Annotated in this window: 27 protein-coding genes; 6 read left to right on the top strand and 21 right to left on the bottom strand. The window is 70.1% G+C overall.

Translation table 11 applies throughout. The annotated features are described in order from the left end of the window. Positions 1 to 13: 13 nt before the first annotated feature. From E2F48_RS07420 to E2F48_RS07395, 6 genes are read right to left on the bottom strand one after another with little or no spacing between them, the layout of a single operon-like run. Complete coding sequence (locus E2F48_RS07420) at positions 14 to 469, bottom strand: tetratricopeptide repeat protein (RefSeq protein WP_120166591.1); 456 nt, start codon at positions 467 to 469, stop codon at positions 14 to 16. Then, the gene (gene dapB / locus E2F48_RS07415; protein ID WP_133403320.1) at positions 462 to 1,238 is read right to left on the bottom strand and encodes a 4-hydroxy-tetrahydrodipicolinate reductase; all 777 of its coding nucleotides are present in this window, start codon (positions 1,236 to 1,238) and stop codon (positions 462 to 464) included. Before dapB ends, E2F48_RS07420 begins: the two co-directional genes overlap by 8 nt. A gap of 19 nt (positions 1,239 to 1,257) precedes the next feature. Then, on the bottom strand, positions 1,258 to 1,686 hold the full coding sequence (locus E2F48_RS07410) for a molybdenum cofactor biosynthesis protein MoaE (protein WP_133403319.1): 429 nt from the start codon (positions 1,684 to 1,686) through the stop codon (positions 1,258 to 1,260). Continuing rightward, positions 1,673 to 2,158, bottom strand: a complete 486-nt coding sequence (locus E2F48_RS07405; protein ID WP_133403318.1) for a MogA/MoaB family molybdenum cofactor biosynthesis protein — start codon at positions 2,156 to 2,158, stop codon at positions 1,673 to 1,675. Before E2F48_RS07405 ends, E2F48_RS07410 begins: the two co-directional genes overlap by 14 nt. Then, complete coding sequence (moaC, locus tag E2F48_RS07400) at positions 2,155 to 2,646, bottom strand: cyclic pyranopterin monophosphate synthase MoaC (RefSeq protein ID WP_133403317.1); 492 nt, start codon at positions 2,644 to 2,646, stop codon at positions 2,155 to 2,157. The genes E2F48_RS07405 and moaC overlap by 4 nt, the downstream gene beginning before the upstream one ends. Then, on the bottom strand, positions 2,643 to 3,974 hold the full coding sequence (locus E2F48_RS07395) for a molybdopterin molybdotransferase MoeA (protein WP_133403316.1): 1,332 nt from the start codon (positions 3,972 to 3,974) through the stop codon (positions 2,643 to 2,645). Before E2F48_RS07395 ends, moaC begins: the two co-directional genes overlap by 4 nt. A gap of 172 nt (positions 3,975 to 4,146) precedes the next feature. Here E2F48_RS07395 and moaA point away from each other — a divergent pair, with 172 nt between their 5' ends. Both moaA and E2F48_RS07385 read left to right on the top strand, forming a co-directional pair. Further along, positions 4,147 to 5,217, top strand: coding sequence for a GTP 3',8-cyclase MoaA (moaA, locus tag E2F48_RS07390; protein WP_133403315.1), 1,071 nt, complete (start codon positions 4,147 to 4,149; stop codon positions 5,215 to 5,217). Beyond that, positions 5,218 to 5,472 (top strand): MoaD/ThiS family protein, encoded by a 255-nt coding sequence (locus tag E2F48_RS07385; protein WP_133403314.1) that lies wholly within the window; start codon positions 5,218 to 5,220, stop codon positions 5,470 to 5,472. A 70-nt stretch (positions 5,473 to 5,542) separates the two neighbouring features. Here E2F48_RS07385 and E2F48_RS07380 read toward each other — a convergent pair whose 3' ends face one another. From E2F48_RS07380 to truB, 8 genes are all read right to left on the bottom strand, one after another. Further along, positions 5,543 to 6,913: a M16 family metallopeptidase gene (locus E2F48_RS07380; protein ID WP_133403313.1), complete on the bottom strand. Its 1,371-nt coding sequence runs from the start codon at positions 6,911 to 6,913 to the stop codon at positions 5,543 to 5,545. A gap of 101 nt (positions 6,914 to 7,014) precedes the next feature. After that, positions 7,015 to 9,273 (bottom strand): polyribonucleotide nucleotidyltransferase, encoded by a 2,259-nt coding sequence (locus E2F48_RS07375; RefSeq protein ID WP_133403312.1) that lies wholly within the window; start codon positions 9,271 to 9,273, stop codon positions 7,015 to 7,017. Positions 9,274 to 9,541: 268 nt separating this feature from the next. Further along, positions 9,542 to 9,811, bottom strand: a complete 270-nt coding sequence (gene rpsO, locus E2F48_RS07370; protein ID WP_120166611.1) for a 30S ribosomal protein S15 — start codon at positions 9,809 to 9,811, stop codon at positions 9,542 to 9,544. Between the two features lie 135 nt (positions 9,812 to 9,946). Next, on the bottom strand, positions 9,947 to 10,942 hold the full coding sequence (locus E2F48_RS07365) for a bifunctional riboflavin kinase/FAD synthetase (RefSeq protein ID WP_133403311.1): 996 nt from the start codon (positions 10,940 to 10,942) through the stop codon (positions 9,947 to 9,949). A gap of 142 nt (positions 10,943 to 11,084) precedes the next feature. Beyond that, positions 11,085 to 11,780 (bottom strand): DUF4345 domain-containing protein, encoded by a 696-nt coding sequence (locus E2F48_RS07360; RefSeq protein ID WP_133403310.1) that lies wholly within the window; start codon positions 11,778 to 11,780, stop codon positions 11,085 to 11,087. A 141-nt stretch (positions 11,781 to 11,921) separates the two neighbouring features. Next, positions 11,922 to 12,425, bottom strand: coding sequence for a hypothetical protein (locus tag E2F48_RS07355; RefSeq protein WP_246018565.1), 504 nt, complete (start codon positions 12,423 to 12,425; stop codon positions 11,922 to 11,924). Then, positions 12,422 to 12,790 (bottom strand): hypothetical protein, encoded by a 369-nt coding sequence (locus E2F48_RS07350; RefSeq protein ID WP_133403309.1) that lies wholly within the window; start codon positions 12,788 to 12,790, stop codon positions 12,422 to 12,424. Before E2F48_RS07350 ends, E2F48_RS07355 begins: the two co-directional genes overlap by 4 nt. Next, the gene (gene truB / locus E2F48_RS07345) at positions 12,790 to 13,692 is read right to left on the bottom strand and encodes a tRNA pseudouridine(55) synthase TruB (protein WP_425455751.1); all 903 of its coding nucleotides are present in this window, start codon (positions 13,690 to 13,692) and stop codon (positions 12,790 to 12,792) included. Before truB ends, E2F48_RS07350 begins: the two co-directional genes overlap by 1 nt. 85 nt (positions 13,693 to 13,777) lie before the next feature. Here truB and E2F48_RS07340 point away from each other — a divergent pair, with 85 nt between their 5' ends. Continuing rightward, a complete protein-coding gene (locus tag E2F48_RS07340; RefSeq protein WP_133403307.1) occupies positions 13,778 to 14,953 on the top strand; it encodes a pyridoxal phosphate-dependent aminotransferase in 1,176 nt (391 codons plus the stop codon). Between the two features lie 80 nt (positions 14,954 to 15,033). Here the strand turns inward: E2F48_RS07340 and rbfA are convergent, their stop codons facing one another. From rbfA to E2F48_RS07315, 5 genes are all read right to left on the bottom strand, one after another. Continuing rightward, a complete protein-coding gene (rbfA, locus tag E2F48_RS07335; protein WP_133403306.1) occupies positions 15,034 to 15,492 on the bottom strand; it encodes a 30S ribosome-binding factor RbfA in 459 nt (152 codons plus the stop codon). 110 nt (positions 15,493 to 15,602) lie between these two features. Beyond that, complete coding sequence (infB, locus tag E2F48_RS07330; protein WP_133403305.1) at positions 15,603 to 18,575, bottom strand: translation initiation factor IF-2; 2,973 nt, start codon at positions 18,573 to 18,575, stop codon at positions 15,603 to 15,605. 152 nt (positions 18,576 to 18,727) lie between these two features. After that, a complete protein-coding gene (locus tag E2F48_RS07325) occupies positions 18,728 to 18,985 on the bottom strand; it encodes a YlxR family protein (RefSeq protein WP_246018670.1) in 258 nt (85 codons plus the stop codon). A gap of 154 nt (positions 18,986 to 19,139) precedes the next feature. Further along, positions 19,140 to 20,120 (bottom strand): transcription termination factor NusA, encoded by a 981-nt coding sequence (nusA, locus tag E2F48_RS07320; RefSeq protein WP_133403304.1) that lies wholly within the window; start codon positions 20,118 to 20,120, stop codon positions 19,140 to 19,142. Between the two features lie 11 nt (positions 20,121 to 20,131). After that, the gene (locus E2F48_RS07315; protein ID WP_246018564.1) at positions 20,132 to 20,794 is read right to left on the bottom strand and encodes a ribosome maturation factor RimP; all 663 of its coding nucleotides are present in this window, start codon (positions 20,792 to 20,794) and stop codon (positions 20,132 to 20,134) included. A gap of 72 nt (positions 20,795 to 20,866) precedes the next feature. Between E2F48_RS07315 and E2F48_RS07310 the strand changes: the two genes are divergently transcribed. Genes E2F48_RS07310 through E2F48_RS07300 form a run of 3 tightly spaced genes read left to right on the top strand, consistent with a single transcriptional unit; the run spans position 20,867 to position 23,703 of the window. After that, a complete protein-coding gene (locus E2F48_RS07310; protein WP_133403303.1) occupies positions 20,867 to 21,952 on the top strand; it encodes a DUF4439 domain-containing protein in 1,086 nt (361 codons plus the stop codon). After that, on the top strand, positions 21,949 to 22,671 hold the full coding sequence (locus E2F48_RS07305) for a VIT1/CCC1 transporter family protein (protein WP_133403302.1): 723 nt from the start codon (positions 21,949 to 21,951) through the stop codon (positions 22,669 to 22,671). Before E2F48_RS07310 ends, E2F48_RS07305 begins: the two co-directional genes overlap by 4 nt. A 9-nt stretch (positions 22,672 to 22,680) precedes the next feature. After that, a complete protein-coding gene (locus E2F48_RS07300) occupies positions 22,681 to 23,703 on the top strand; it encodes an aminoglycoside phosphotransferase family protein (protein ID WP_133403301.1) in 1,023 nt (340 codons plus the stop codon). Here E2F48_RS07300 and E2F48_RS07295 read toward each other — a convergent pair. Continuing rightward, entirely contained in the window at positions 23,690 to 24,499 is an 810-nt protein-coding gene (locus E2F48_RS07295) for a sulfite exporter TauE/SafE family protein (RefSeq protein WP_133403300.1), read from the bottom strand. The two genes, E2F48_RS07300 and E2F48_RS07295, sit on opposite strands and share 14 nt — an antisense overlap. A gap of 5 nt (positions 24,500 to 24,504) precedes the next feature. Further along, a complete protein-coding gene (locus tag E2F48_RS07290) occupies positions 24,505 to 26,304 on the bottom strand; it encodes a proline--tRNA ligase (protein ID WP_133403299.1) in 1,800 nt (599 codons plus the stop codon). Positions 26,305 to 26,427 lie beyond the last annotated feature (123 nt).

Here is a 26,427-nt window from a genome sequence, read left to right as displayed (position 1 = left end):
CCGGCCCCCGGGCTCAGCGGAACAGGCGGGCGGCGTCGCGCATTGCCTTCCGGGCGCGCGTGCGGTCGCCGGCGGCATCGTAGGCGCAGGAGAGCCGGAACCAGCTGCGCCAGTTCTCCGGGTCGTTCTCGACCTCCGCCTGGTACTGCGGGAAGCGCTCGTCGGCTGCGGCGCGGACAATCCGTCCGGCCGGGGTGCGCGGCAGGTCGTCCACGGGCAGTCCGCCCTCGGCCTCGAGGACCTTCGCCATGCGCTCCGTCTGGGCGCCGAAGAGCAGTTCGCGGATCAGGGCCCAGGCCCCGATGATCGGCAGGAACAGGTACCCCGCGCCCAGGGCCTTAGCCACCGGTGAGGGGTCGCCGAGCAGCAGGACGCCGCGCTGGAACGTGACGGCCAGCCAGAGCACCAGCAGGAGGGTGACGAAAACGACGCCGATCTTTACCCGGTGACGGCGGAAGGTCTCAAGCATGGGGGTCCTTGTTGGTTGCGAGGTCGAGGTAGCCCTCGAGGCCGACCGTGAGGCCGGGATGGGAGGCCACGCTCCGAAGCCCGAGCAGGACGCCCGGCATGAAGGAGGCGCGGTCGAAGGAGTCGTGGCGGATGGTCAGCTGCTCCCCCGGGCTGCCCAGCAGCACCTCCTGGTGGGCCGTGAGCCCGCGCAGGCGCACCGAGTGGACGGGGATGCCGTCGGCGTCCGCGCCCCGCGCCCCGGCGAGGCCGCCGGCGGTCGCATCGGGGGCGGCGGGCACTCCGGCCGCGCTGCGCGCGGCGCTGATGAGCTGTGCGGTGCGCAGGGCCGTCCCCGAGGGGGCGTCCACCTTGTCGGGGTGGTGGAGTTCGATGATCTCGACGGATTCGAAGTACCGGGCGGCCTGGGCGGCAAACGCCGTGGCCAGCACCGACCCAAGGGCGAAGTTCGGGGCGATCAGCACACCGGTGGACGGGGTGCGCTCGAGCAGGGCGCCCAGCCCGTCGAGCCGTTCGGGGGTCCAGCCGGTGGTTCCGACGACGGCGTGGAGGCCGTGCTCGACGGCGAAGCAGACATTGTCGTAGGTCGCTTCGGGCACGGTCAGGTCGAGCACCACCCGGGCGCCGGAGGAGACCAGGGTGGCAAGGTCATCCCCCCGGCCCAGTGCCGCCACGAGGGAGAGATCCTCCGCGGCCTGGATGGCGGCGACCGCCTCGGAGCCCATGCGCCCCGAGGCGCCGAGCACTGCAACCGGGAGTTCCTGCGTCATGCCTCCCAGCCTACTGTTCCTACCCGGCGCCGACCCATTCCACGGTGCCGTCGGTGAAGAACTGTTCCTTCCAGACCGGCACGCGCTCCTTGACGGCGTCCACGAGCTCCGAGCAGGCCGCGAAGGCCGCCCCGCGGTGGGCGGCGGCGACGGCAGCCACGAGGGCCTGGTCGCCGATTTCGAGCGGGCCGATCCGGTGCGCCACCCAGAGGCGGACGCCGTCGTGCCGGGCGGCGATTTCGGCCGCGACCTCGGCGATGACCCGCTCGGCGCTGGGGTGGGAGGTGTAGCTCAGCGACGTGACCTCCCGCCCGCCGTCGTGGTTCCTCACGACGCCGCTGAAGGACACCGCGGCGCCGCACCGCGGGGAGTCGACGGCCGCCAGGGCCTCTTCGGGGGTGATGGGCGTGTCCGAGACGTAGGCCCGGACGACTTCACTGGTGGTCATGGAATCCTTCCAGCTGGGCACAGATGTGGCCGATGAGCGGTTCGAGGACGGCGAGGCCGTCACGTACTCCCCCGGGTGAGCCAGGAAGGTTGATCACGAAGGTGCGCCCCGCGGTGCCGGCCAGCCCGCGGCTCAGGGCCGCGGTGGGCACCATGTCGGCCCCCGCCCGGCGCGCCGCCTCCATGATGCCCGGCAGCTGCCGGTCGAGGTAGGGCAGGGTCTGCTCCGGCGTGGCGTCGTCGGCGCTCAGGCCGGTGCCCCCGCTGGTGATGAGCACGGCCGGCCCGGCAGCCAGCGCCCGGCCGATCGCCGCGCCCACGGCCTCCCCGTCGGGCACCACCTCGGCGTCCTGCACGGCGAAGCCGTGCTCGAGGAGCCAGCCGGCCACGAGGGGGCCGCATTCGTCCTGGTAGGTGCCGGCGGCGGCGCGGGTCGAGGCGATAATCACCGCGGCGTTCCTCAGCGGGGTCATACGCTCCAGTCTCCGCTCTTCCCACCGGTCTTCGAAAGCACCTTCGTCTCCCGGATCACGGCGCGCGGGTCGACGGCCTTGATCATGTCGTAGAGGGTCAGGGCGGCGATGGAGGCGGCGGTCAGCGCCTCCATCTCGACCCCGGTCACCGAGGTCGTCTTCACCAGCGCCGTCACCGTGACGGTCCCCGCGTCGGCGGTGAAGTCGACGGAGACGCGGCTGATCGGCAGCGGGTGGCACAGCGGGATCAGGGTGGAGGTCTGCTTGGCGGCCAGAATCCCGGCGACGCGGGCGACGGCGAGGGCGTCGCCCTTGGGCAGCGACCCGTCGGTGATCATGGCGACCACCCGGGAGCTGGTCTCAAGGACCGACTGCGCCACCGCCTGGCGGGCCGTCACGGCCTTGGCGGAGACATCGACCATGTGGGCGGTGCCGTCGGCCCGGACATGGGACAACGCGGGCGCGTCGGCGGGTTCGTTGGATGTCATGAGGGCAGCTCCTGGTGGGTTGGGGCCGGCACGGGGGGTGCCGGCGGCGGGACGGGGCCGATCAGCCAGACGGTCACTTCGTCACCGGCGGCCGCCTCAGAGAGGCCGACCGGGAAGTGGACGAGGGCGTTGGAGCCGGCGAGGGCGTTGAGCAGATGGGATCCGGGGCCTCCGATGAGTTCGACCCGCCCGTCCCGGTACAGGCCGCGCCGGACCTGGTGCTTGGCGGCCGGGGACGACGCCGGTGCAGTGAGCCTCGCCGGAAGCGCAACCCGCGGCGCGGGTGCGCCGGTCAGGGCCGTCAGTGCCGGGCGGAGGAACATTTCGAAGGACACCAGGGCGCTGACGGGGTTGCCGGGAAAGCCGAGGAACGGGACCCCGCCGAGCGTGCCGATGGCCTGCGGCCCGCCGGGCTGCAGCGCCACTCCGGGGAACTCGACGCCGCTGCCGGACAGGGCCTGCTTCACCACCTCGTAGGCGCCCTGGCTGATGCCGCCGGAGGTCAGGATCAGGTGGATCTCCGCCGCGGGCGGGGTGTCGAGTGCCTCGCGCAGCTTCTCCGGGTCGTCGGAGAGGACCCGGGTCCGGAGGACCTCGGCGCCTGCGTCCCGCAGGGCGGCCTCCAGCAGGGTGGTGTTGGCGTCGTAGATCCGGCCGTCCCCGAGCGGCCCGCCGGGCTCGGTCACTTCGTCCCCGGTGGACAGCAGGAGGACACGGAACGGCGTGCGGACGGCGACCTCGGCCAGGCCGCAGGCAGCCAGCAACCCCAGCTGCGCCGGGCCCAGCAGGGTCCCGGCCTCCAGGGCCAGGTCCCCGGCGGCGATGTCGCTGCCGGCACGCCGGATGAAAGTGCCGGCAGGGGTTCCGGCAGGCAGCTGCACCACGGGTTGCCCGCCGTCGCCCGTGGACAGGGCGGGGAACCGCGGCGGGTCTGCGCGCTCGATCGGCACCACGGCGCCGGTGCCGGCGGGAACCATCGCCCCGGTCATGATCGGCACGGCCGTGCCGGGCTCGAGCGGCGGCGGGGAGCTGCCCGCGGGAACGGGCGCCCCCACGTGCAGCCGCAGGTGGCCCTCGGGCTCCCCATTTCCCGCCGCGGCCGGGCCGTCCCCCAGATCGCGCAGATGCACCGCGTATCCGTCCATCTGCGAGTTATCGAAGGGAGGAAGGGCCACCGGTGCATGGACGTCCGCGGCCAGAACCCGGCCGAGGGCCGCGGTGAGCGGAAGGGACTCCGCGGCACCGCCTCCGCGCCCGGCGCGGGCGTAGCCGCCGGCGCCAAGAAGCTGTTCGACCGCCAACTGGTGCTCGGAAACGCTGCGGGTCATGACGTCCTTTCGGCGGCGCCCGGTGGGCGGGTGCTGCGGTGCTTCAACCCTAGTCCGCCGGGGGCCTCCCCGGCCTCCCGGCGGGCCTGAAGAAAGACCAGCCACTCGCCTCTTCCGCCCCGCGCTCCATATTCGCCCTTGGAGCGGATAGGAAAAGGCGTAACCTCTCACTATGGGAATATCTCTCGGGCTGCCGGGCCCGGCACCCACGGATCCGGGCGGAGGCCTGCTCGACACCTTCGGGCGCCGCGCCACCGATCTGCGGGTGTCGCTGACCGACAAGTGCAACCTGCGCTGCACCTACTGCATGCCGGCGGAGGGCCTCAACTGGCTGCAGAAGGACCAGGTGCTCTCCCGCGCCGAAATCGTGCGCCTGGTGCGGATCGGCGTCGACCTCCTCGGGGTGCGCGAGCTCCGCCTGACCGGCGGGGAACCCCTGGTGCGGGCGGACCTCGTGGAGATCATCTCGGACCTGCGCACCGCCCACCCCGGTCTGCCGATTTCGCTGACGACCAACGGGCTCGGGCTCGACAAGAAGGCCGCCCGGCTGAAGGAGGCGGGACTCACCCGCATCAACGTCTCGATGGACTCCCTGCACCCCGACACCTTCGCCCAGCTGACCCGGCGTCCGTTCCTCGACCGGGTGCTGCGCGGCATCGAGGCCGCTGCCGAGGTGGGGCTGGGTCTGGTCAAGATCAATGCGGTGCTGATGCGCGGCATCAATGACTCCGAAGCCCCGGACCTGCTCGAATGGGCCGTCTCGCGCGGATTCGAGCTGCGGTTCATCGAGCAGATGCCCCTTGACGCCGACCATGGCTGGACCCGGGACGGCATGATCACGGCCGCCGAGATGCGCGCGCTGCTCGAACCGGCCTTCGTCCTGACCGCCGACCCTCGCAGCCGCGACGGCGCACCGGCCGAGCGGTGGGAGGTGCGGCGGCGCAGCGCACCGGAGACGGTCGTGGGCTCGGTGGGCATCATCGCCTCGGTCACGGAGCCGTTCTGCGCCGACTGCCGCAGGACCCGGATCACCGCCGAGGGAAAGGTGATGAGCTGCCTGTTCTCCCGCGAGGAGACGGACCTGCGGGAACTGCTGCGGTCCGGCGCTGACGACGCCGCGATCGCCCGGCGGTGGCAGGAGGCGATGTGGGCCAAGCCCAAGGCGCATGGGATGGCCCGCACCGGGCTCGGTGCCGAGGGCTTCGTCCAGCCCGACCGCTCGATGAGCGCGATCGGTGGCTGAATGCTGATCCGCTATTTCGGTGCGGCCCGCGCGGCAGCGGGCACCTCCGAGGAAACCCTCGACGGCGCCGGGGCCACCGTTGACGACATCCTGGCCCTTATCGGCGACCGCTATGCCGGAACCCAAAGCCCGTCGATGGAGCAGGTCCTGCGGCGCAGCAGCTTCCTGCTGAACGAGGTGGCGCTGCGCGACCGCGGCCGGGTCCTGGCCGAGCAGGACATCCTCGACGTCCTGCCGCCCTTCGCCGGCGGCTGACCGGCAGCTCCACGGGCCGCCGCAGCGGTCAGGCCAGCGCGCCCGCGCCGGGCGCATCGCCTCCGGCTGGCTACAGCCCGAAGTCCCCGGGACCGTCGAAGGGTCCGACGACCATCGTGGTGCGCGGCGCGGCGGCAAGCTCCGCGGCCAGTTCCTGGACCTCGGCCGGGGTGACGGCACGGACCCGAGCGAGGGACTCATCGAGGTCGATGAACTCCCCCGAGACGAGTTCGGAGCGGCCGAGGCGCGACATCCGCGAGCTGCTGTCCTCGAGGGCGAGCACCAGGCCGCCGGAAAGCTGACCCACGGCCTTGCGCAGCTCCTCCTCGCTGATGCCGTCGCGGGCAAGGCGGTCAAGCTCCTCCCCCAGAAGGGCGATCACCTGTCCCGTCTTGGCCGGTGAGCACCCCGCGTACATGGCGAAGTAGCCGGCGTCGGCGTAGGAGGCCGAGAAGGAGTAGGTGGAGTACACGAGGCCCCGCTTCTCCCGGATCTCCTGGAACAGCCGCGAGGACATGCCGCCGCCGAGCACGGCGTTCAGCACGCTCATGACGAAACGGCGCTCGTCCGTGGCCACCAGGGAGGGGCAGCCGATCAGGATGTTGGCCTGTTCGACCGCGCGCCGGATCACGTGCACCCCGGGCGCACCGGAGATCTCGACCGGCTTGCCCGGGCGCCGGGGCACCGGCACGGCGCCCTCCTCGAGGACCCAGCCGGCCTCCTCGAGGGCCCCCTGCACCTGCCGGCAGACGGTGTCATGGTCGAGGCCGCCGGCGGCGGTGACGACGAGTTCGGCGGGCGTGTAATACCGGCGGTAGTGTGCCAGCACCGCGTCGCGCGGGATGGCGCGGATGGCCTCGGGAGTGCCGCCGATGGGGCGCCCCAGGGGGTGGCCGCCGAGGACGGCCGAGACGAACTCCTCGTGCGCGACGTCGGCCGGGTCATCGCTGTCCATCGCAATTTCCTCGAGGATCACGTCGCGCTCCTGCTCGAGTTCCTCGGGGTCGAGGACGGCCGAGGTGACCATATCGGCGATCACGTCGATGGCCAGGGGCAGGTCCGTGTCGAGCACCCGGGCGTAGTAGCAGGTGTTTTCCTTGGCCGTCGCCGCGTTTGATTCGCCCCCGACCTCGTCAAAGGCGGAGGCGATCTCCAGGGCGGAGCGCTTCCGGGTGCCCTTGAACAGCAGGTGCTCAAGGAAGTGGGTGGAGCCGTGCTCGCCCTCGGCCTCGTCCCGTGAGCCGACCCCGACCCAGAACCCGATGGTGGCCGAGCGCTGCCCGGGCATCGCCTCGGTCAGTACGCGCACGCCGCCGGGCAGCACCGAGCGGCGGACCACGGCCCCGCCGGGGTCGCCGGCTACGAACGTCGGGTCGCCGCTCTCACCGTCGGCAAGCGGCGTGGGGAGCAGCGGAAGGGAAACAGCTGAAGGCAGTGACATCGGGGTCTCTCAGGGTTGAGCGTCGATCGGGAAACGGCCAACGGCCCCGCCGTGGACTCTGGAGTCCACGGCGGGGCCGTCGGCGGCGGAACTGCGGGCACCTAGCTGACGGTGTCCTCGGCGGGCACCTCAGGGAGCTCGATGCCGGCGTCGTCGGAAGCCTCTTCGGCAACCACCGGCGACAGCGAGAGCTTTCCGCGGTCGTCGATCTTGGTGATCTCGACCTGGACCTTCTGGCCCACCGCGACGACGTCGTCGACGTTGTCGACGCGCTTGCCTCCCGAGAGCTTGCGCAGCTCGGAGATGTGAAGCAGGCCGTCCTTGCCCGGGGTGAGGGAGACGAACGCGCCGAAGGTCGTCGTCTTGACGACGGTGCCCAGGTAGCGCTCGCCGATCTCGGGAACCTGGGGGTTTGCGATGGCGTTGACCGCCGCGCGGGCGGCCTCGGCCGAGCCGCCGTCGGTCGCGCCGATCAGCACGGTGCCGTCATCCTCGATGGAGATGTCGGCGCCGGTGTCCTCCTGGATCTGGTTGATCATCTTGCCCTTGGGGCCGATGACCTCGCCGATCTTGTCAACGGGGATCTTGACCGAGATGATCCGCGGCGCGAACTCGGAGAGCTCGTCCGGGGCGTCGATCGCGGCTTCGAGCACGCCGAGGATGTGGAGGCGGGCCTCGCGGGCCTGCTTCAGCGCGGCGGCCAGCACGGAGGCGGGAATGCCGTCGAGCTTGGTGTCGAGCTGGATGGCGGTGACGAACTCGGAGGTACCGGCGACCTTGAAGTCCATGTCACCGAAGGCGTCCTCGGCTCCAAGGATGTCGGTGAGCGCCGCATAGCGGGTCTGACCGTCGACCTCATCGGAAACGAGGCCCATGGCGATGCCCGCGACAGGTGCCCGCAGCGGGACACCGGCGTTGAGCAGGGACAGCGTCGAGGCGCAGACCGAGCCCATCGAGGTGGAGCCGTTGGAGCTCAGCGCCTCGGAGACCTGCCGGATCGCGTAGGGGAATTCCTCACGGCTCGGCAGGACCGGGGCGATGGCACGCTCGGCCAGGGCGCCGTGGCCAATTTCACGGCGCTTGGGCGAACCCACGCGGCCGGTCTCACCGGTGGAGTACGGCGGGAAGTTGTAGTGGTGCATGTAGCGCTTGCGCGTCACCGGGGACAGCGAGTCGATCTGCTGTTCCATCTTGAGCATGTTCAGCGTGGTGACACCCAGGATCTGGGTCTCGCCGCGCTCGAAGATGGCCGAACCGTGGACGCGGGGCAGGACCTCGACCTCGGCGGTGAGCTTGCGGATGTCGGAAAGGCCACGGCCGTCGATACGGACCTGGTCCTTGAGGATGCGCTGGCGCACGACGGCCTTGGTGACCGAGCGGAAGGCTGCCGAAAGCTCTTTCTCGCGCCCCTCGAAGGACCCGGCGAGGGACTCGAGGACCTCGGCCTTGAGGGCGTCGGAGGCGGTGTTGCGTTCCTGCTTGTCGGCGATCTGGAAGACCTCGGCGAGCTTCTGCGCGGCGGCCGACTCGACGGCGGCGTAGACGTCGTCCTGGTAGTCGAGGAACACGGGGAACTCGACGGTCGGCTTGGCCGCACGCGAGGCCAGGTCCGACTGCGCTTCGCACAGGGCACGGATGAACGGCTTTGCCGCTTCCAGGCCCTCTGCGACGATCTCCTCGGTCGGTGCCGTGGCGCCGTTTTCCTTGATGAGGTTCCAGGAGTTGTCGGTCGCTTCGGCCTCGACCATCATGATGGCGACGTCGTCACCGACGACGCGGCCTGCAACGACCATGTCGAAGACGGAGTTCTCGAGCTCCGAGTGCTTCGGGAAGGCGATCCACTGGTCGCTTCCGCTGCCGTCGGAGACGAGCGCAACGCGGACGCCGCCGATCGGGCCGGAGAAGGGAAGCCCGGAGAGCTGGGTGGACATCGAGGCCGCATTGATGGCGACGACGTCGTAGCGGACGTCGGGGTTGATCGCCAGCACGGTGACGACGATCTGGACCTCATTGCGCAGGCCCTTGACGAAGGCCGGCCGCAGCGGACGGTCCATCAGGCGGCAGGCGAGGATCGCCTCGGTGGAGGGGCGTCCCTCGCGGCGGAAGAACGAGCCCGGGATGCGCCCGGCGCCGTACATGCGCTCTTCGACGTCGACGGTCAGTGGGAAGAAGTCGAAGCCCTCGCGCGGGGAGCTTCCGGCGGTGGTTGCCGAAAGGAGCGCGGTGTCTTCGTCGATGTAGACCATCGCTGCACCGGCGGCCTGCTGGGCAAGGCGGCCGGTCTCGAAGCGGACGGTGCGTGTTCCGAAGCGGCCATTGTCGATGACGGCTTCAGCAAATTGGATTTCGGGACCCTCCATAGAGAGTCACCTCCGTTTCTTAGTGGTGGGGGCGGTCGGCACCATTGTCGGGCGGCCCCTCGTGGGCCGCCTGTGCACCCGGTCTTCGATCGAGATCCACGGGACGGCAGCCTCTGCGGCCCGCCTCCCGGAGATCACTACCGAGGACCGCGAATGCGCGGTGCCTGCTGGCTCCAGTGTTTATCTTGCGGTGGTGTACCCGGACCTACCGGGCATAAGCGGAAGGCGGCTCCGTCTCCTAAGGAGATGGCGCCGCCTTCCATGCAACCTATCGGCGCAGGCCGAGGCGCTCGATGAGCGTCCGGTAACGCGTGATGTCGGTGTCGCGCAGGTAGTCCAGCAGGCGACGGCGGCGTCCGACCAGAAGAAGCAGGCCACGACGGGTGTGGTGGTCATGCTTGTGCATCTTCAGGTGTTCGGTCAGGTCGAGGATGCGGCGGGAAAGCATCGCGATCTGCACCTCGGGGGAACCGGTGTCCCCCTCGGAGGTGGCGTACTCTTTGATGATTTCCTGCTTGATAGCGGCGTCAAGGGCCACGTGTAACTCCTAGAGTTGTACCGTGAATAAGAGGTTTCGGCCGGCTGCCGGACTGTCCGCCGGAGCGGACCGCACGAAGGCCTGACACACAAAAATCCAGCCACCACGGACTGCAGCCGGATCTCAGCCTCCAGTTTAGCCGCTGGCCTGCAGATCTGTCGAAAGCACCTGCCGCGAGCGGTCCACGTCGAGCCACATCTGCTCGGCCAGGGCTTCCGGTCCGGTGTAGGTGATCTGGCCCCGGAGCCGCTGGACGAACTCGACGACGATCCTCTGCCCGTACAGGTTGAAGGCCGAAATCTCCTCCTCCGGACGGTTGATGACGTGCGCCTCGACCTGCCGGCTGACGCCTTCGAAGGTCGGGTTCGATCCGACGGAGATGGCCGCGGGCCACCGGGTCCCCGATCCGTCGAGGAGCCAGCCGGCATAGATGCCGTCGGCCGGCACGTAGCCCTCGGCGTCGTTCGAGAGGTTGGCCGTCGGGAAGCCCATCTCGCGCCCCCGTTTCGCCCCGTGGACGACCTCGCCGCGCATCCGGTGCGGGCGTCCGAGGATCCGGGCCGCGGTTTCCACGTCACCGGCCTCAAGTGATTCCCGCACCCAGGTCGAGGAACAGCGGCGCGTTGCCTCACCGTCACCGGTGGCCAGGGGGACGCTCGCCGCGAAGTCGTCGATGGCGAGGACCTCGAAGCCGAACCGGTGGCCGAGGGCGCGCATTGTCTCGAGGTCGCCGCTGTTGCCGCGCCCAAAACGTACGTCATGGCCGATGACGACGGCGCAGGCGTGGAGCGCGTTCACAAGGACCTTCTCGACGAACTCCTCGGGGGTGTGGGAGGCGAGGTCGAGGGTGTAGTGCATCATCAGGACGCCGTCGATGCCGGTCTCGGCCAGCGTGTGCACCCGGTCCTCGAGCCCCATGATCAGGGCAGGTGCGCTGTCGGGGCGGTGGACCTGGGCGGGGTGCGGGTCGAAGGAGATGGCGACGGCTGCGGCGTCGCGCTTCCGCGCTGCCTCCACAAGGTGCTCCAGCACGCGCTGGTGGCCCCGGTGGACACCGTCGAAGTTTCCGAGCGTGAGGACCGACGGGCCGAAATCGTGGGGCACATCGGCAAGGTCTCTCCAGTAGAACACGCATCTCCTTCGCCGTTGCGGCTTTCCGCGGCGCGGGCCGGAGCGTCCGGTTCCCTGCAGCGCCACTGTCCATTATTGCCGATACGCACTCCGCCGTTTCACGTTTGCCGGAGAAAAGCTTCGGAGAAACCGCGGCGGGGCATCAGCTGCGGGAGCTGAAGTCCTTCCGCATTTGGGTGGTCTTGGTGATGTACTTGTGCCACACCAGCAGGGCGGCCGGGAAGGCGAGCTCCACGACCATGAGGATGATCAGCAGGTAGTGGGGGGTGCCCGAGAACGCCCAGGACAGCACCCTGCCGATGCCGCCGGCGAAGACCATGAGGCAGACCAGCCAGAGCATGTTGGCCCACTGGAATTTCACGGCGATGGTGACGAAGGCGGCGCCCACGCCGACCATCATGGCGGAGAAGAAGCGGAACTGGTTCTCAAGGGTCGGGTTGACCGGCCGGGCGTCGGTGTCGGGAAGGCCGGCGGTGCCGAGGATCAGGTAGTAGGCGCCGAAGCCGGCGAGGATCAGGCCCACGAGGACGACGACGGTGCGGAACATGCTCCAGTCGCTGCCGCCGATCCCCTCGCTGGATTTTGTCCCCTCCCTGCCCTTGGTCCGGCCCTTGGTGGTCCCGTCCTTGGTGGTCCCCTCCGTGGCCGGACCGGCTGCTGTGCGGGACGGCGCAGGCGTGGAGGGCGGTCGGGCGGCGGGTGGGGTTCCGGCTTGGCCGATGCCGGTTCCGCCGCTGACGGGACCGCTGCCGGTCGATCCCGTGCTGGATGCTGAAGCCGCCGAGCCCGGGGTGTTGGTCCCTGGCCGGCCGTGCGGGTCCGGGATGTTCGTGCTCATGGCGCTTCCTCGCTGTCCTTGCTGCTCCTGCCGCAATACTCTCACGCGGCACAGGGACCGGAAAGGGCGATCTTGGGGCGCCCGGCGGGTCGGGCCGCGGCACACGGGGCCGGGCAGAGGCCGGGCAGAGGGCGCTGGACTCTAGGCGGGGACGGGGGCCGCAGGCCTGTTGCGGTACAGCCAGGCCAGACCGAGGACCGGAAGGATCAGGGGGACGTAGCCGTAGCCCTGGCCGAAGGCGGACCACACGGTGTCGGCGGGGAAGGCCTGCGGGTCGAGGAGGCTGAAGCTGCCCACGCCCAGCACGCCGATGAGTTCGACGCTGACGGCGGCGACGGAGATTCGATACCAGCGGGCACCGGGCCGGGCCAGCGAGACGGTCGCCAGGACGTAGACGGCGGCCGCGCCGGCGGTCAGCAGGTAGGCCAGCGGTGCCTCCGAGAACTTGGTGGCGATCTGGAAGGCGGCCCGTGCGGAGGCGGCCAGGGCGAAGATCCCGTAGACGGCAATCAGCAGCCGGCCCGGGCCGTGCGTCCGCCGGGCCTCCCCTCCCCGGTCGGAACGGCCGGCTGGGTTGGCCCCGCCGCCGGAGGGTGTGCCTGCGTTGCCGGGGCCGCCGGCGCCGCCGTCTCCGGTGTGCTTCACAGTCCTGCCACTCCGTCCCAGATCTGCTCCATTCGAACCAGCATGACAAACACGGCGAGCCCGGCGGCGGCCAGGACGAGATTGCTCCAGCGGCTGCGCTCGAGGATGGCCCACCAGAAGGCGCCGACCGGGAGGACGAGGGCCGTCAGGAGGTAGCCCCAGAACTCCCACGCCTCGCCAAGTACCGGCTCTCCCCCGGCCTGCCGCACTCCGGCCACCACGGCATAGACGAGCAGGAACAGCTCGACGGCGGCCACGGAGAGGATGGTGATGTCGTTCGGGGGCTGGCGCAGCAGCGCGGCCCCGATGCACAGCAGGGCGGAGACAATGCCGATCACCGAGCCCGCCAGGAGGAATCCGTCCATCACGCCGGACCGTTTCCGGGCGCGAAGACCAGGAGGGCCCGGGCATCCTGGCCGCGGTTCTCGAGCAGGGCGACAAGGGTGCCTTCGGGCGAGTAGGCCGCCACCGGCCCGGCCTCCTGCCCGGCGGCGATCTTCCGGCCGTGGGAGACGTCGTCGGCCTCGGCGGCGCTGAGCTCCCGCACCGGGAACAGGGCGCGCCCGGCGTCGTCGAGCTCAAGCAGCGTCAGCTTTTCGGCAAGCTGGTCAAGGGTGGAGGCCCCCTCGATGGTGTAGGGGCCCACCCGGGTGCGCCGCAGCGCGGTGAGGTGCCCGCCCACCCCGAGGGCCTCCCCAAGGTCCCGGGCGAGGGCCCGGATGTAGGTGCCGGAGCTGCACTCGACGGTGACGTCGACGTCCTGCTGCCGTCCGCCGTTGACGCGGCGGATGTCGTGGACCTCGAACCGGGAGATCGTGACGGACCGGGCCTCGAGCTGGACGTCCTCCCCGGAGCGCACCCGGGCGTAGGCCCGCTGGCCCTTGACCTTGATGGCGCTGACGCTGCTGGGCACCTGGGAGATCGTCCCGGTGAGGGCGCGCACGCCGGCGGAGATGTCTTCGGGGGTGACGGCGGCCGCGATGCTGCCTCCGGTGATCTCTCCCTCGGCGTCGTCGGTGATCGTCGACTGGCCCAGCCGGATGGTGGCGGTGTAGGTCTTGTCGGTGCCCACGATGTAGGTGAGCAGCCGGGTGGCGCGGTTGACGCCGATCACCAGCACTCCGGTCGCCATCGGGTCGAGGGTGCCGGCGTGGCCGACCTTGCGGGTGCCCGCCAGCCGGCGCATGCGTCCGACGACGTCATGGCTGGTCCAGCCCTGGGGCTTGTCCACGATTATCAGCCCTGAGTGGACCTGCCCGGAATTCACGCCTCCCAGTATAGGGCGAAGCCCGGGGCGCTCCCCGCCGGCCGGTGCCGCCCGCGCGGCGCGGGGCAGGCGATAGCATTCCCCTATGCTTCCCGCCGCCCACGCCCGCCGAGTTCCGGTCAACCAGATCCGCGAGATCACCCAGGCCGCGTGGGCCACCCCGCACTCCATCGTGCTCAGCATCGGCGAGCCAGGGTTCCCCGTCGCCCGGCACGTCCTGGAGGCCTCGATGGCGGCGCTGGACCGCGACGAGACGAACTACACGCCCAACGCGGGCATCGCCCCGCTGAGGGAAGCCTTTGCCGCCCGGTTCCTTGAGCACAACGGCGTGGCCGTGGACCCCTCGCAGGTCTATGTGACCGCCGGCGCCCAGCAGGGGCTGCACCTGGCGATGAGCACCCTCCTCGGGCCCGGCGACGAGGTGCTCATCCCCAACCCCGGCTATCCCACCTATCCGATGACGGCGGGGCTGGTGCACGCCGTCGCCGTCCCCTACCCGCTGCTGCCGGACAACGGCTTCCAGCCGCGCATCGAAGACCTCGAGGCGCTGGTGACCCCGCGCACCCGGATGCTCGTCCTCAACTCGCCGTCGAACCCGCTCGGCGCCGTGTTCGACGCCGACCTGACCCGGGCGCTGGTGGACCTCGCGCGGCGGCAGGACCTGTGGATCCTCTCCGATGAGTGCTACGAGGCGTTCACCTTCGACGTCGGGCATGTGAGCCCGGCACGCTTCGACGCCGGCGGCCCCGGAGCCCCCGCGGAGGCCGGCAGCCCGAGGGTCTTCACCTCCCTGACCCTGTCGAAGACCTACGGCCTCACGGGGCTGCGGATCGGCGCCCTGGTCACCCCGCCCGGCATGGAGCCGCTGCTGAACAACATCATGGAGGCCACCGTCTCCTGCGTCTCTGCGCCGTCCCAGTACGGCGCCCTCGCCGCGCTGAGCGGACCGCAGGACTACGTGACCGATGCCCTGGCGCACTACCGGAAGAACCGGGACGCGGCCACGGCGGTGCTCCGGAAGCTCAATATTCCGTACCTGCCGGCGCAGGGGGCGTTCTACCTGTGGGCCGATGTCTCCCACGCCTCCGGCGGCGATGTCCGGGCGTGGGTCGCTTCCCTGCTGGAGACCCGCGGGGTGGCGCTGGCCCCGGGAACGGCGTTCGGTTCCGGGGGTGAGGGCTGGGTCCGGATTGCCCTGTGCACCGATACCGACGCCCTCGTTGAGGGCCTCAGCCGCCTCCCCCACAGAAAAAGCAGCTGACCAGCGGTCAACTGCTTCTTCTGCGCATGTTCCTTCTGTGCTCCGGAGGCGGGCACCGGTTCGGCCGGGTGGAGTCGAACCTAAAGCCCGCGCGGAGCCTCGCTTGACTCCTCGTCGCGCTCCTCGGCGGTGCGGTACGGGTCGGCGTCGCCGGCGAACTCGGCGCCCTGGGCGATGGCCGCCACCTCGGCGTCGCGTTCGCGCGCCTTCCGGAGGAGCTCCTCGAGGTGGCCGGCGTTCACCGGAATCTCGTCGGGAACGAACTCGAGCGTCGGCGTGAGCCGGGCCGTGATGTTCCTGCCGACTTCGGCGCGCAGGATGCCGCGGGCGGATTCGAGGGCCGCCCGGGTGGCCTGCTGCTCGTCCTCGTCACCGAGCACCGTGTAGTAGAGGGTGGCGTGCTGGAGGTCGTTGGTGACGCGTGCATCGGTCAGGGTCACTGCTTCGAGCCGTGGATCCTTGACCCTGCGGCGGAGAGCCTCGGCGACAATCACCTTGATCCGCTGTGCAAGCCGCGCAGCGCGTGCCGGATCTGCCATTACTCTTCCTCCTGTTGCTCTGGTCTGCTGAAAGTGTGGAGCCGGCCGCGGAACGGCCGGCGGACAGCACAGGCGCCCCGGATCCCGGAGCGCCTGTGCTGTGCTACCTGCTAGACGCGGGGCTTCTCCCGCATTTCGAAGGTCTCGATGGTGTCGCCTTCCTTGATGTCGTTGAAGGACCCAAGGCCGATACCGCACTCGAAGTCCGTGCGGACCTCGGTGACGTCGTCCTTGAACCGCTTGAGCGAGTCGACGGTGAGGCCCTCGCCGATAACCTTGCCCTCGCGCAGGACGCGGGCCTTGGTGTTGCGGCGGATGATCCCCGAGCGGACGATCGAGCCTGCGATGTTTCCGAACTTCGAGGAACGGAAGACTTCGCGGACTTCGGCGGTGCCGAGCTGGACCTCCTCGTACTCCGGCTTGAGCATGCCCTTGAGGGCGAGCTCAATGTCATCGATGGCTGCATAGATGACGGAGTAGAAGCGCATGTCCACGCCTTCACGCTCGGCCAGGTCGGCCACGCGCTCGGCGGGCTTGACGTTGAAGCCGATGATGATCGCGTTGTCCACGGTCGCCAGGTTGACGTCGTTCTGCGTGATGGCGCCGACGCCGCGGTGGATGACGCGCAGCTGCACGCCTTCGCCGACGTCGATCTTGAGGAGCGAGTCCTCGAGCGCCTCAACAGCACCGGAGACGTCACCCTTGAGGATGAGGTTGAGGGTGTCAACCTTGCCCTCGGCCACGGCCTGGTCGAAGTCCTCGAGGCTGATGCGCTTGCGGCGCTTCGCCAGGGCGGCGTTGCGGTCAGCGGTCTCACGCTTCTCGGCGATCTGGCGGGCGGTGCGCTCGTCGTCGGTGACGAAGAACGTGTCGCCTGCCCTGGGCACTGTGGAAAGACCGAGCACCTGGACGGGCCGCGACGGTCCGGCCGTAGTGACCACATCGCCGTTTTCATTGAACATGGCACGGACGCGTCCGTGGGCCGTTCCGGCGACAATGGTGTCTCCGACGCGCAGCGTTCCCGACTGGACCAGCACCGTGGCAACGGCACCGCGGCCCTTGTCGAGGTTTGCCTCGATGGCGATGCCGCGGGCGTCCTTGTTCGGGTTGGCCCGCATGTCGAGCGCCGCGTCAGCGGTCAGCAGGACCGCTTCGAGCAGCTCGTCGATGCCGTCGCCCTTGAGCGCCGAGACGTGGACGAACATGGTGTCGCCGCCGTACTCCTCGGGCACCAGGCCGTATTCGGTCAGCTGACCCTTGACCTTGTCGGGGTTCGCGCCTTCCTTATCCATCTTGTTCACTGCGACGACGATCGGCACGTTGGCCGCCTGGGCGTGGTTGAGCGCCTCAACGGTCTGCGGCATGACGCCGTCGTCCGCTGCGACAACCAGCACCGCGATGTCGGTGACGCTGGCACCACGGGCACGCATGGCGGTGAACGCCTCGTGACCGGGGGTGTCGATGAAGGTGATCGCGCGTTCCGAGTCCTCCATCTCGTGCTGGATCTGGTAGGCACCGATGTGCTGGGTGATCCCGCCGTGCTCGCCCTCGACAACCTTGGTGTTGCGGATGGCATCGAGGAGACGCGTCTTACCGTGGTCGACGTGGCCCATGACGGTGACGACCGGAGGACGGGCCTCAAGCTGCTCGTCGCCTTCGGCCTCAAGCTCGGCATCGAAATCGATGTCGAAGCTGCTGAGCAGCTCGCGCTCTTCGTCCTCGGGGGAAACGACCTGGATCAGGTAGCCCAGCTCGGTTCCGAGCACCTGGAAGGTGTCCTCGTCGAGTGACTGGGTTGCCGTCGCCATTTCGCCGAGGTGGAAGAGCACGGTGACCAGGGCCGCCGGGTTCGCCTCGATCTTGTCGGCGAAGTCGGTGATCGACGCACCGCGGCGCAGGCGGACGACGGTGTTTCCGTCGCCGCGGGGAACGCTGACGCCGCCCAGCGAGGGAGCCGACATCTGCTCGAGTTCCTGCCGCTTGGCACGCTTCGACTTGCGCTGCTTGCCGCGGCCGGCACCTCCCTTACCGAAGGCTCCGGCCGTGCCGCCGCGTCCGCGGCCGCCCTTGCCGAAACCGCCGCCTGCGGGGGCTCCACCGGGGCTGGCCGGGGCTCCACCGGGACCGCGACGCGGTCCTGCACCCGCTCCGGGCGCGCCGCGGCCGGGGGCTGCGGGACGCTCGGTGCGGTTCGGCATCATGCCGGGGGTGGGACGGTTTCCGCCGGGACCGGCGGGACGGGGCGCACCCGGACGCGGAGCGCCCGGACGGGGTCCACCGGCGCCTGCTGCCGGGCGGGGTCCGCCTGCACCTGCTGCCGGACGGGGACCGCCCGGACCTGCCGCCGGGCGGGGTCCGCGCTCGTCCTCACGGCGTCCACCCGGACGGGGCATGCCCTGGGAGGGAGCGAACGGGTTGTTGCCCGGACGCGGTCCACCACCGGGACGGTCGCCCGTGCGGTCGGCCGGACGATCGCCGTCGCCGCGCCGGGAGCCCATGCCCTGTGAGGGGGCGAAAGGGTTGTTGCCCGGACGCGGTGCGCCACCGGGGCGGGTGCTGCCGGGACGGGCCGCTCCTGCCGCAGGAGGGGTTGCAGCGGTGCGCGGTGCCGGACGGGCACCGGGCTTGGCGGCCGGGGAGTTTCCGGCCGGGCTGCCGTCGCCGGCCGGTGCCTGCGCGGCGGCCGGCTCGGAGAACGGTGAGGGGCTGGCAGCGGGAGCCTGCTCCTGCGCGGGAACCTGGGCCTGCTGTGCCGGGGCCTGCCCGGCGTCTGCCGGCTTCGGCTGGGCGCCGGGGCCGGGAACTGCGGGGGTGGAGGGCTCCGGTGACGGAGCCGCCGGGGCTGGCTCCGCGCTGGCCGGCGCTGCTGGTGCCGGCGCAGAAGCCTTGGGCGCCGAAGCGGCCGCGGCGGTCTTGGATGCACCGTTGGCGGGGAAGGCGCCGCGAAGTTTCTTCACGACGGGGGCCTCAATGGTTGAGGAGGCGGAACGGACGAATTCGCCCAGTTCCTGCAGTTTTGCTACTGCATCTTTCGAGGTAATACCGAGCTCTTTTGCGAGTTCGTGTACGCGGACCTTGGCCACATTTCTCCTGTCTCGGTCCGCACCGAGTCAGGTACGAACCGTCTAATTCCTACTGCAGAACCCGCCTGCCGGGGCAGCCGGGAAGCTGAATGCAGAGCTCAACGGATTGTTCATCGTTGGGCACTCATCGCTGGGTACTCATCGGGTTTCCATCAGTTTTCTGACCCGCTTTCAGGGAGGACGGTTTCTTGCCTGGGGCCGTTGGAGGTCCCAGTGACTGCATGGAATTGAAGCGCCAGTTGCCCGGTCTCGACAGCGCCCCGAAAAGCACGGTGAAATGCCTTGCGTCGAAGAGCCGTTTCCATACAGGCCGGATCCGGGTGCAGCCATGCGCCCCGACCGGACAGCCGGCGGTGCGCGTCGAGCACGGCGACCTTACCTTCGTCGCCTGCCTGGGCCACCACCCGCATTAGTGCCGACTGGTTCCCGCGCTTCCGGCAGCCAACGCAGGTCCGGATGGGATGCAATCCCGTGTCCGTCGTGCCCGGTCCGCCGAGGCGCATGAAATCCTCAGTCCCTTTCATTCTACCGCTTCCGCGAACGATGTTGTTACCCGCGCCCCGCTCAGGCCTTCGCGGGCTGGGCGGCGTCCGAAACGATGTCGATGCGCCAACCGGTGAGCTTGGCGGCGAGGCGCGCGTTCTGGCCCTCCTTGCCGATGGCAAGGGAGAGCTGGTAGTCGGGGACGACGACGCGGGCTGAGCGGGTCGTCTCGTCGGTGATCGTCACCGAGGACACCCGCGACGGCGACAGCGAGCTGGCGATGAAGGTGGCGGCATCGTCGCTGTAGTCGACGATGTCGATCTTTTCGTCGTTGAGCTCACTCATGACCGCCCGCACGCGCGAGCCCATCTCTCCGATGCACGCGCCCTTGGCGTTGACGCCGGGGACATTGGCCTTGACGGCGATTTTCGTGCGGTGACCTGCCTCGCGGGCAAGTGCCACAATCTCGACGGTCTTGTCCGCGATCTCGGGAACTTCGAGTTCGAAGAGCTTCCGCACCAGGCCCGGGTGCGAGCGGGACAGGGTGATCGAGGGGCCCTTCATGCCGCGGTGGACGTCGACGACGAAGGCACGCAGCCGGGTGCCGTGAAGGTACTTCTCCCCCGGCACCTGCTCGGGCGGCGGCAGCACTGCCTCGACCGAGCCGAGGTTGACCTGGATCATGTGGGGGTTGCTGCCCTGCTGGATCATGCCCGCGACGAGTTCGCCCTCCTTGCCGCGGAACTCGCCGAGGATGTTGTCGTCCTCGGCGTCGCGCAGCCGCTGCAGGATGATCTGCCGGGCGGTGCTCGCGGCGATGCGCCCGAAACCGCTGGGCGTGTCATCGAACTCGCCGACAGGCTCGCCGTCGTCGTCCACCTCGGTCGCCCAGATGGTCACGTGCCCGTTCTTGCGGTCGAGTTCGGCCCGCGCCTTCTCCACGGCGCCGGGGCTGCGGTGGTAGGCCACGAGCAATGCCTGTTCGATCGTGGGGATCAGCAGGTCAAGCGGGATCTCCCGTTCGCGCTCGAGCAGCCTCAGCGCGCTCATATCAATATCCATTGGGGGACTCCTTATGCTGGGTGCGCCGGACCGGGGTCGCCCGGACCGTCGGCAGCGTTGTCTTCGTGGTGTTCATCCTCGGCGTGTGCAAATTCGACCTGCACCGTGCCTTTGAGGATCCGGGAAAATTCAAGGGTCATCGGTTCGCCCTGGCGGGGTTTCATCCCCTTCTTGACGGGCAGCTGCGGAAGCAGCCGGATGCCGTCGGCGGAGACCTCAAGCAGCCGCCCCACGACGTTGTCGCCGCTGGTCGGCGTCACCTCGACGAGCCGGCCGAGGTTCCTGCGCCAGTGCCGCGGCTCGGTCAGGGGCCGGGAAACGCCGGGGGAGGAAATTTCGAGGCTGTACGGCCTGCCGTCGTCGTGGGGGTCGTTGTCCATCGCCTCGGAAAGGTCCAGGGAGACACTCGAGATGACGTCGAGGCCGATGCCGCCCTGCCGGTCCTCCGGGAGATCGACGATGACGTGGACGGTGCGCTGCACGCCGGCGGTCTTGATGTCGATGTCCTCGAGGTAGAGGTCGTGCTTCTCGACGACCGGCTGGAGCAGATCCCGGAGTCTCTGCGCTTCCGCCTGCAGCTCGGCATCTCGGGCCGCTTTGCGCGGCGACGACGGATTTCCCTGGCCGGACCGAACCGCCATAGCTGCCTCCCACTCGATGATGTTGTGCTCCAAGAGTACCGACTTTCATCAGGCGCAGATGTATCGGCGGCTCAAACCGGCTCGATCATGACATGATCTCTTCCTGTGACGACACCCCCGCCCCGCCAGCGCAGCACCGGGAAAAAGGGCACCCCTCCGGTGGGTTCCCGGATGGCCGGGCTCCTGGTGCCGGTGCTGGTTTTCCTGCTGGTGACCGGCGCCGGTGTCACCGCCCTGACCCCGCGCGGCGGGCCGGAACCGACCTTCACGGAACGGGCCCAGCAGGCCGCCGCCGACCGCGCCCGGGACCTCGCCGCCGACGCCGCCGTACTCGCCCGCTCCGCGCCCGCGGCCGGTTACGCCGAGGCCGCGGAGCTGCTTGCGGCGCAGGCGCACGGCCTCGCCCCCGCCGGCCCGGAGAGCGCCCAGGGCTCCTCTTCCGGCACCCGGTCCGGCGCTCCGGAGGCGACCGCCGCTGAGGGCACCTCCACGCCAGTGACACCTGCAGGGTTCCTGGAGGACCTCGCGGCGTCGGCCGGTGATAACCTCTCCGACGCGGTCAAGGCCGAGCCGGGAATCGCGAGGCTTCTCGCATCGGTCGGCAGCAGCCAGTGGCAGCAGGCGGCCTCCCTGCGCACCCTGCTGGGCCTGCCGGTCGAGGCTCCCGCTGCGGCCGGCCTTGACGCAGCCGACGGTCCGGCGTGCACGGATGAACCCCGGGGCAGTGCCGGACAGCGCCGCGCACTACTGTCGGCCGTCCGCACCGAGGACCGGGCCGTCTACGCCTATGAGGTGGCCGCGGCACGGCTGCCCGATCCGGAGCCGCTGCTGGCGGCCTCCCGGGAGCATGCGGCGGTCGCCGCGGCGGCCTCCTCGGCACTGGCCGCGCTCTGCGCCGCACCGGCGCCGCTTCCCCCGGCGTATGCACTGGCCCCGGAGTTCCTCGCCGACCCCGCGGCAGGCATCGCGCGGCTGGAGCAGGAGTTGAGCGTCTTCTATGGTTCGGTGGTCGGCGCGGGCGGGCCGGCGCTCCGTGGCTGGGCGGTCGGGCGGCTCACCACCGCCGTCCAGCGCAGCTTCGCCCTGGACGGCGTCGCGGAGCCCTTCCCCGGCATTCCCGTCGAGGAGCAGGCACTGCCCACGGCGGGAAGCACCGAGGAACCCAATGCGGAGGATACTGGGAAACCATGAGCGGAAATGATGCCTTCCACGACGGCGAACCGCACCGGGGCGCACTCGCCCAACGGCTGAACCGCCTGCGGGCGGGAGTCCTCGGGGCAAACGACGGCATCGTCTCGGTGGCCGCCGTCGTCGTCGGAGTCGCCGGGGTGACCACCGCCTCCGGGCCCATCCTCACCGCCGGTGTGGCGGCCCTCGTCGGCGGAGCCCTCTCAATGGCCCTTGGCGAGTACGTGTCGGTGAGCAGCCAGAGTGACAGCCAGCGGGCCCTGATCGAGAAGGAACGCCGTGAGCTTGAGGAGGAGCCGGAGGAGGAACTGCTCGAGCTGGCCGGCCTCTACCAGGCGAAGGGCCTCAGCGCTGAGACCGCGATGACGGTGGCGGTCGAACTCACCGAAAGGGACGCGCTCGGCGCACACCTTTCGGCGGAGCTCGGTATCGAAGAGGACGACGTCGTCAGCCCGTGGCACGCCGCCTTCGCCTCGGCCGTGGCCTTCACTGTCGGAGCCCTGCTGCCGCTGATCGCCATCATGCTTCCCCCGACCGGGCTGCGGGTTCCTGTCACCTTCGCCGCCGTCCTCGTGGCCCTTGCCCTGACCGGCGGCCTCGGAGCACAGGTGGGCGGCGGGTCGAAGCTGCGCGCCGCGCTGAGGGTCGTTGTCGGAGGGTTCCTCGCCCTCTCGGCCACCTTCCTGATCGGAAATCTGCTCGGGGCCACGAATCTCGTATAGCGTGCTGGAATGACAGGTTTCGCAGTCGAGCTCCCCGAGGGGCTGAAGCGCGCCGCGCGGCAGCTCCCCGGCGGAAGCGCCTGGCTGCGGAACTGGCCCGGCATCCTCCAGCGGTACCTCGAAGCGTGGGAGCTGACCCTCGACCTTCCCTCCGGCCGGCGGCCGTGGTCCGGACAGTGCTCGGTGGTCCTGCCCGTACGCAGCTCGAACGGCGGAGAGGCCGCACTGAAGATCGGCGTCCCGCACGAGGAGTCCCGTACCGAGCCCGAGGCGCTCACGCTGTGGGACGGCGCGGGGGCCGTGCGGCTGCTCGCCTTCAACGCCGCGGACTCCGTGCTGCTGCTGGAGCGCCTCGATGCGCGCCGCCCGCTCGGGTCGCTCCCGTTGGAGCAGACCACTGCCATCTGGGGTGCGCTGGTGCGGCGGTTGTCCCTGCGCCCGGACGGGCGGAGCGAGTGGGCACAAATCCCCGCGCTCGCCCCCGAGGCCGAGACCTGGACCGATACCCTGCCCGCGGACTGGGAGGCCGCCGGCAGGCCGTTCCCGCGGTGGCTGCTCGAGCACGCCCTCGAAACCTGCCAGGTGCGTGGAGCCGTGGGCCGGCGCTCGGCGCGGGACGTGCTGGTGCATTCGGACCTTCACTACGGGAACATCCTGGCCCGCCCCACGCCGGAGGCCGGGGATGTAGCGGAGCAGCCGTCGGCCGGCGGCTTCGTGGCCATCGATCCCAAGCCCCTGCTCGGGGACGCCGAGTACGCCGTCGCACCCATGCTGTGGAACCGGATCGGTGACCTCCCCGCCGCCGATGCGCCCGGGCAGCTGCGCCTGCGGTGCGCCGCGCTGGCCGCAGCGGCCGGCCTGGATCCGGAACTGGCCCGCGACTGGGCAGTGGTGCGGGAAGTGCGCAACGCCCTCTACTACCTTGAGACCGGCTCGCCGGGCGACGCGAGGCGGTCCCTGTGGGTGGCAAGTTCGCTGCTGGGCCGGACGCTGCCGGACCTGCCGCCGGCGCACCTGCTCAGCGCTCCGTGAACGGCCTGACGTTTTCGATCCACACGTCGTAGCCGAGCTTCACGATCAGGGCGCCGACCACGACGAGGAAAATGATGCGGATGAACCGGCTCCCCTGGGTGATGGCCATCCGGGAGCCGAGATACCCGCCGACCATATTGGCCGCCCCCAGCAGGAGCCCGAGGCCCCACAGGATCGAGCCGTGCGGCAGGAAGAACACCAGGGCGCCGAAGTTGGTGGCCATGTTGACGATCTTGGCCTTCGCGCTCGCGCCCAGGAAGCTGTAGCCGAGCAGCGTCACCATCGCGATAACGAGGAAGGAGCCGGTGCCCGGGCCGATCAGTCCGTCATAGAACCCGATTACCCCGCCGATGGCCCCCGCGGTTCCGTAGTGCCGCCGGCCCGAATACTTAAGCTTCGTCAGGGTTCCGACGGTGGGCCGCAGGGCGGTGAAGACCGCGACGGCGATCAGGGCCGCGACGATGATCGGCTTGAACACCGACGAGGGCAGCGAGGCCGCCAGCACCGCCCCGCCGAAGCTGCCCGCCAGCGCGATCAGCGCCATGGGAACGGCGGTGCGCAGGTCGGGGTGGGCACGGCGGTAGTAGGTGATGGCGCTCGTCGTGGTGCCGAAGATCGAGCCCATCTTGTTCGTCGCCAGCGCCTGGACGGGCGTGATGCCCGGCACCAGGAGCAGCGCCGGCAGTTGGAGCAGCCCTCCCCCGCCGACAACGGCGTCGATCCAGCCGGCGGCCAGGCCGGCGACGAGCACCAGGAGGACCGTCGCCAGCTCGATCTCCTCGAGCCCTGAGACCACCTGGGCTAGCCGTTCAGGACGGTGCGCAGGTGCTCCAGCGCCTCGCCGACGGCGACCGTTGTGGCCTCTCCGGTCCGCCGGTCCTTCACCTCGATCACGCCGTCGGCCAGGCCGCGGCCCACTACGACGATCGTGGGGACGCCGATCAGTTCGGCGTCGCCGAACTTCACGCCCGGTGAGACCTTGGGCCGGTCGTCGTACATCACGTCGAAGCCGGCGGCCTCGAGGTCGCCCGCGAGCTGTGCGGCGGCGGCGAAGATTTCCTCGCCCTTGCCGGTGGCAACGATGTGCACATCGGCGGGGGCGACGTTGCGGGGCCAGATCAGGCCCTTGTCGTCGTGGTTGGACTCGGCCAGCGCGGCAACGGCCCGGGTGACGCCCACGCCGTAGGAGCCCATGGTGACGGTGGCCAGCTTGCCGTTGGCGTCGAGGACCTTCAGGCCGAGGGCCTCGGTGTACTTGCGGCCGAGCTGGAAGATGTGGCCCATTTCGATGCCGCGGGCGGCCTCCAGCGGCCCGGAGCCGTCCGGGGCCTCATCGCCTTCGCGGACCTCGACGGCCTCGATGACGCCGTCCCAGGCGAAGTCGCGGCCCGCGACGAGCCCGAAGACGTGCCTTCCGGGCTGGTTCGCGCCGGTGATCCAGGTGGTGCCGGAGACAACGCGCGGGTCGACGAGGTAGCGCAGCCCGGTGCTGCCCTTCAGCCCGAGGACGGCTCCGTCGAGGCTTTCACCCGGGCCGATGTAGCCCTTCACCAGGCCGGGGTGCTTCTTGAGGTCCTCATCGGTTGCGGCTTCGACGGCGACCTCGCCGCCCACCTCGAGGTGGGTGCCGATGGTGGCCTCCATGCGCTTGAGGTCGACGGTGCGGTCCCCGGGCACACCGACCACGAAGATCTCGCGGCCGCCGGTGGGCAGCATGGCGGCAAGGACGACGTTCTTGAGGGTGTCAGCAGCCGTCCAGGGCCCCCCGTCCCGCGGCGCAACCGCATTGGCGGAGTTCACCAGCGTCTCGATGGTGGGGGTGTCGGGGGTGTCGAGCACCTCGGCCGCCGGGGCGCCGGAGTAGTCGATGGCGGGGGGCACGACGGTTGTGACGGCCTCGACGTTCGCGGTGTAGCCTCCGGCGGAGCGCACGAAGGTGTCCTCGCCGATGTCGGTGGGGTGGAGGAATTCCTCGCTCTTGGAGCCGCCCATGGCGCCGGAGGTCGCCGTCACCGGGATGACCTCGAGCCCGAGGCGTTCGAAGATGCGCAGGTAGGCCTGCCGGTGCAGCTGGTAGCTGCGGTCAAGGCCGGCGTCGTCGATGTCGAAGGAGTAGGAGTCCTTCATGATGAATTCGCGGCCGCGCAGCAGACCGGCGCGGGGCCGGGCCTCGTCGCGGTACTTGTTCTGGATCTGGTAGAGGCTGACCGGGAGGTCCTTGTAGGAGTTGTAGAGGTCCTTCACCAGCAGCGTGAACATTTCCTCGTGGGTGGGGGCCAGGAGGTAGTCGGCGCCCTTGCGGTCCTGCAGGCGGAAGATGCCGTCGCCGTACTCGGTCCACCGGTTCGTCACCTCGTAGGGTTCCTTCGGCAGCAGGGCCGGAAAGTGGACCTCCTGCGCGCCGATGGCCGCCATCTCCTCACGGATGATCGCTTCAACCCGGCCCAGGACTTTCAGGCCCAGCGGCAGCCAGCTGTAGATCCCCGGCGCGGCCCGCCGGATGTAGCCGGCGCGCACCAGCAGCCGGTGGCTTGCCACTTCGGCTTCGGCAGGGTCTTCACGCAGGGTGCGCAGGAAAAGGGTTGAAAGTCGTAGGACCACGCTGGGGAATCCGTTTCTTCGAGACAGGCCCCGACCGGGCGGGGAACAACAGGTACCAATCTATCGGCTCCGGCGCTCCGGCAACGACAGCCGCCGCAGCCGCAGCCCTGCCTCCCCGACAGT

The sequence above is a fragment of the Arthrobacter crusticola genome (assembly GCF_004357995.1).
Classification (GTDB): Bacteria; Actinomycetota; Actinomycetes; order Actinomycetales; family Micrococcaceae; genus Arthrobacter_D; species Arthrobacter_D crusticola.
The sequence above is the reverse complement of the archived record's forward strand: the minus strand, read 5'-3'. Positions and strand labels throughout refer to the sequence as shown.

Coding starts and splice junctions, on each gene's coding strand:
- E2F48_RS07300 (WP_133403301.1), top strand. CDS start 22,681: ATGACAGGTTTCGCAGTCGAGCTCCCCGAGGGGCTGAAGCGCGCCGCG.
- dapB (WP_133403320.1), bottom strand. CDS start 1,238: ATGACGCAGGAACTCCCGGTTGCAGTGCTCGGCGCCTCGGGGCGCATG.
- moaA (WP_133403315.1), top strand. CDS start 4,147: ATGGGAATATCTCTCGGGCTGCCGGGCCCGGCACCCACGGATCCGGGC.
- nusA (WP_133403304.1), bottom strand. CDS start 20,120: ATGGATATTGATATGAGCGCGCTGAGGCTGCTCGAGCGCGAACGGGAG.
- E2F48_RS07385 (WP_133403314.1), top strand. CDS start 5,218: ATGCTGATCCGCTATTTCGGTGCGGCCCGCGCGGCAGCGGGCACCTCC.
- E2F48_RS07410 (WP_133403319.1), bottom strand. CDS start 1,686: ATGACCACCAGTGAAGTCGTCCGGGCCTACGTCTCGGACACGCCCATC.
- E2F48_RS07380 (WP_133403313.1), bottom strand. CDS start 6,913: ATGTCACTGCCTTCAGCTGTTTCCCTTCCGCTGCTCCCCACGCCGCTT.
- E2F48_RS07350 (WP_133403309.1), bottom strand. CDS start 12,790: ATGGACGGATTCCTCCTGGCGGGCTCGGTGATCGGCATTGTCTCCGCC.
- E2F48_RS07420 (WP_120166591.1), bottom strand. CDS start 469: ATGCTTGAGACCTTCCGCCGTCACCGGGTAAAGATCGGCGTCGTTTTC.
- E2F48_RS07325 (WP_246018670.1), bottom strand. CDS start 18,985: ATGCGGGTGGTGGCCCAGGCAGGCGACGAAGGTAAGGTCGCCGTGCTC.
- rbfA (WP_133403306.1), bottom strand. CDS start 15,492: ATGGCAGATCCGGCACGCGCTGCGCGGCTTGCACAGCGGATCAAGGTG.
- E2F48_RS07405 (WP_133403318.1), bottom strand. CDS start 2,158: ATGACCCCGCTGAGGAACGCCGCGGTGATTATCGCCTCGACCCGCGCC.
- E2F48_RS07375 (WP_133403312.1), bottom strand. CDS start 9,273: ATGGAGGGTCCCGAAATCCAATTTGCTGAAGCCGTCATCGACAATGGC.
- moaC (WP_133403317.1), bottom strand. CDS start 2,646: ATGACATCCAACGAACCCGCCGACGCGCCCGCGTTGTCCCATGTCCGG.
- E2F48_RS07395 (WP_133403316.1), bottom strand. CDS start 3,974: ATGACCCGCAGCGTTTCCGAGCACCAGTTGGCGGTCGAACAGCTTCTT.
- E2F48_RS07305 (WP_133403302.1), top strand. CDS start 21,949: ATGAGCGGAAATGATGCCTTCCACGACGGCGAACCGCACCGGGGCGCA.
- E2F48_RS07360 (WP_133403310.1), bottom strand. CDS start 11,780: ATGAGCACGAACATCCCGGACCCGCACGGCCGGCCAGGGACCAACACC.
- E2F48_RS07340 (WP_133403307.1), top strand. CDS start 13,778: ATGCTTCCCGCCGCCCACGCCCGCCGAGTTCCGGTCAACCAGATCCGC.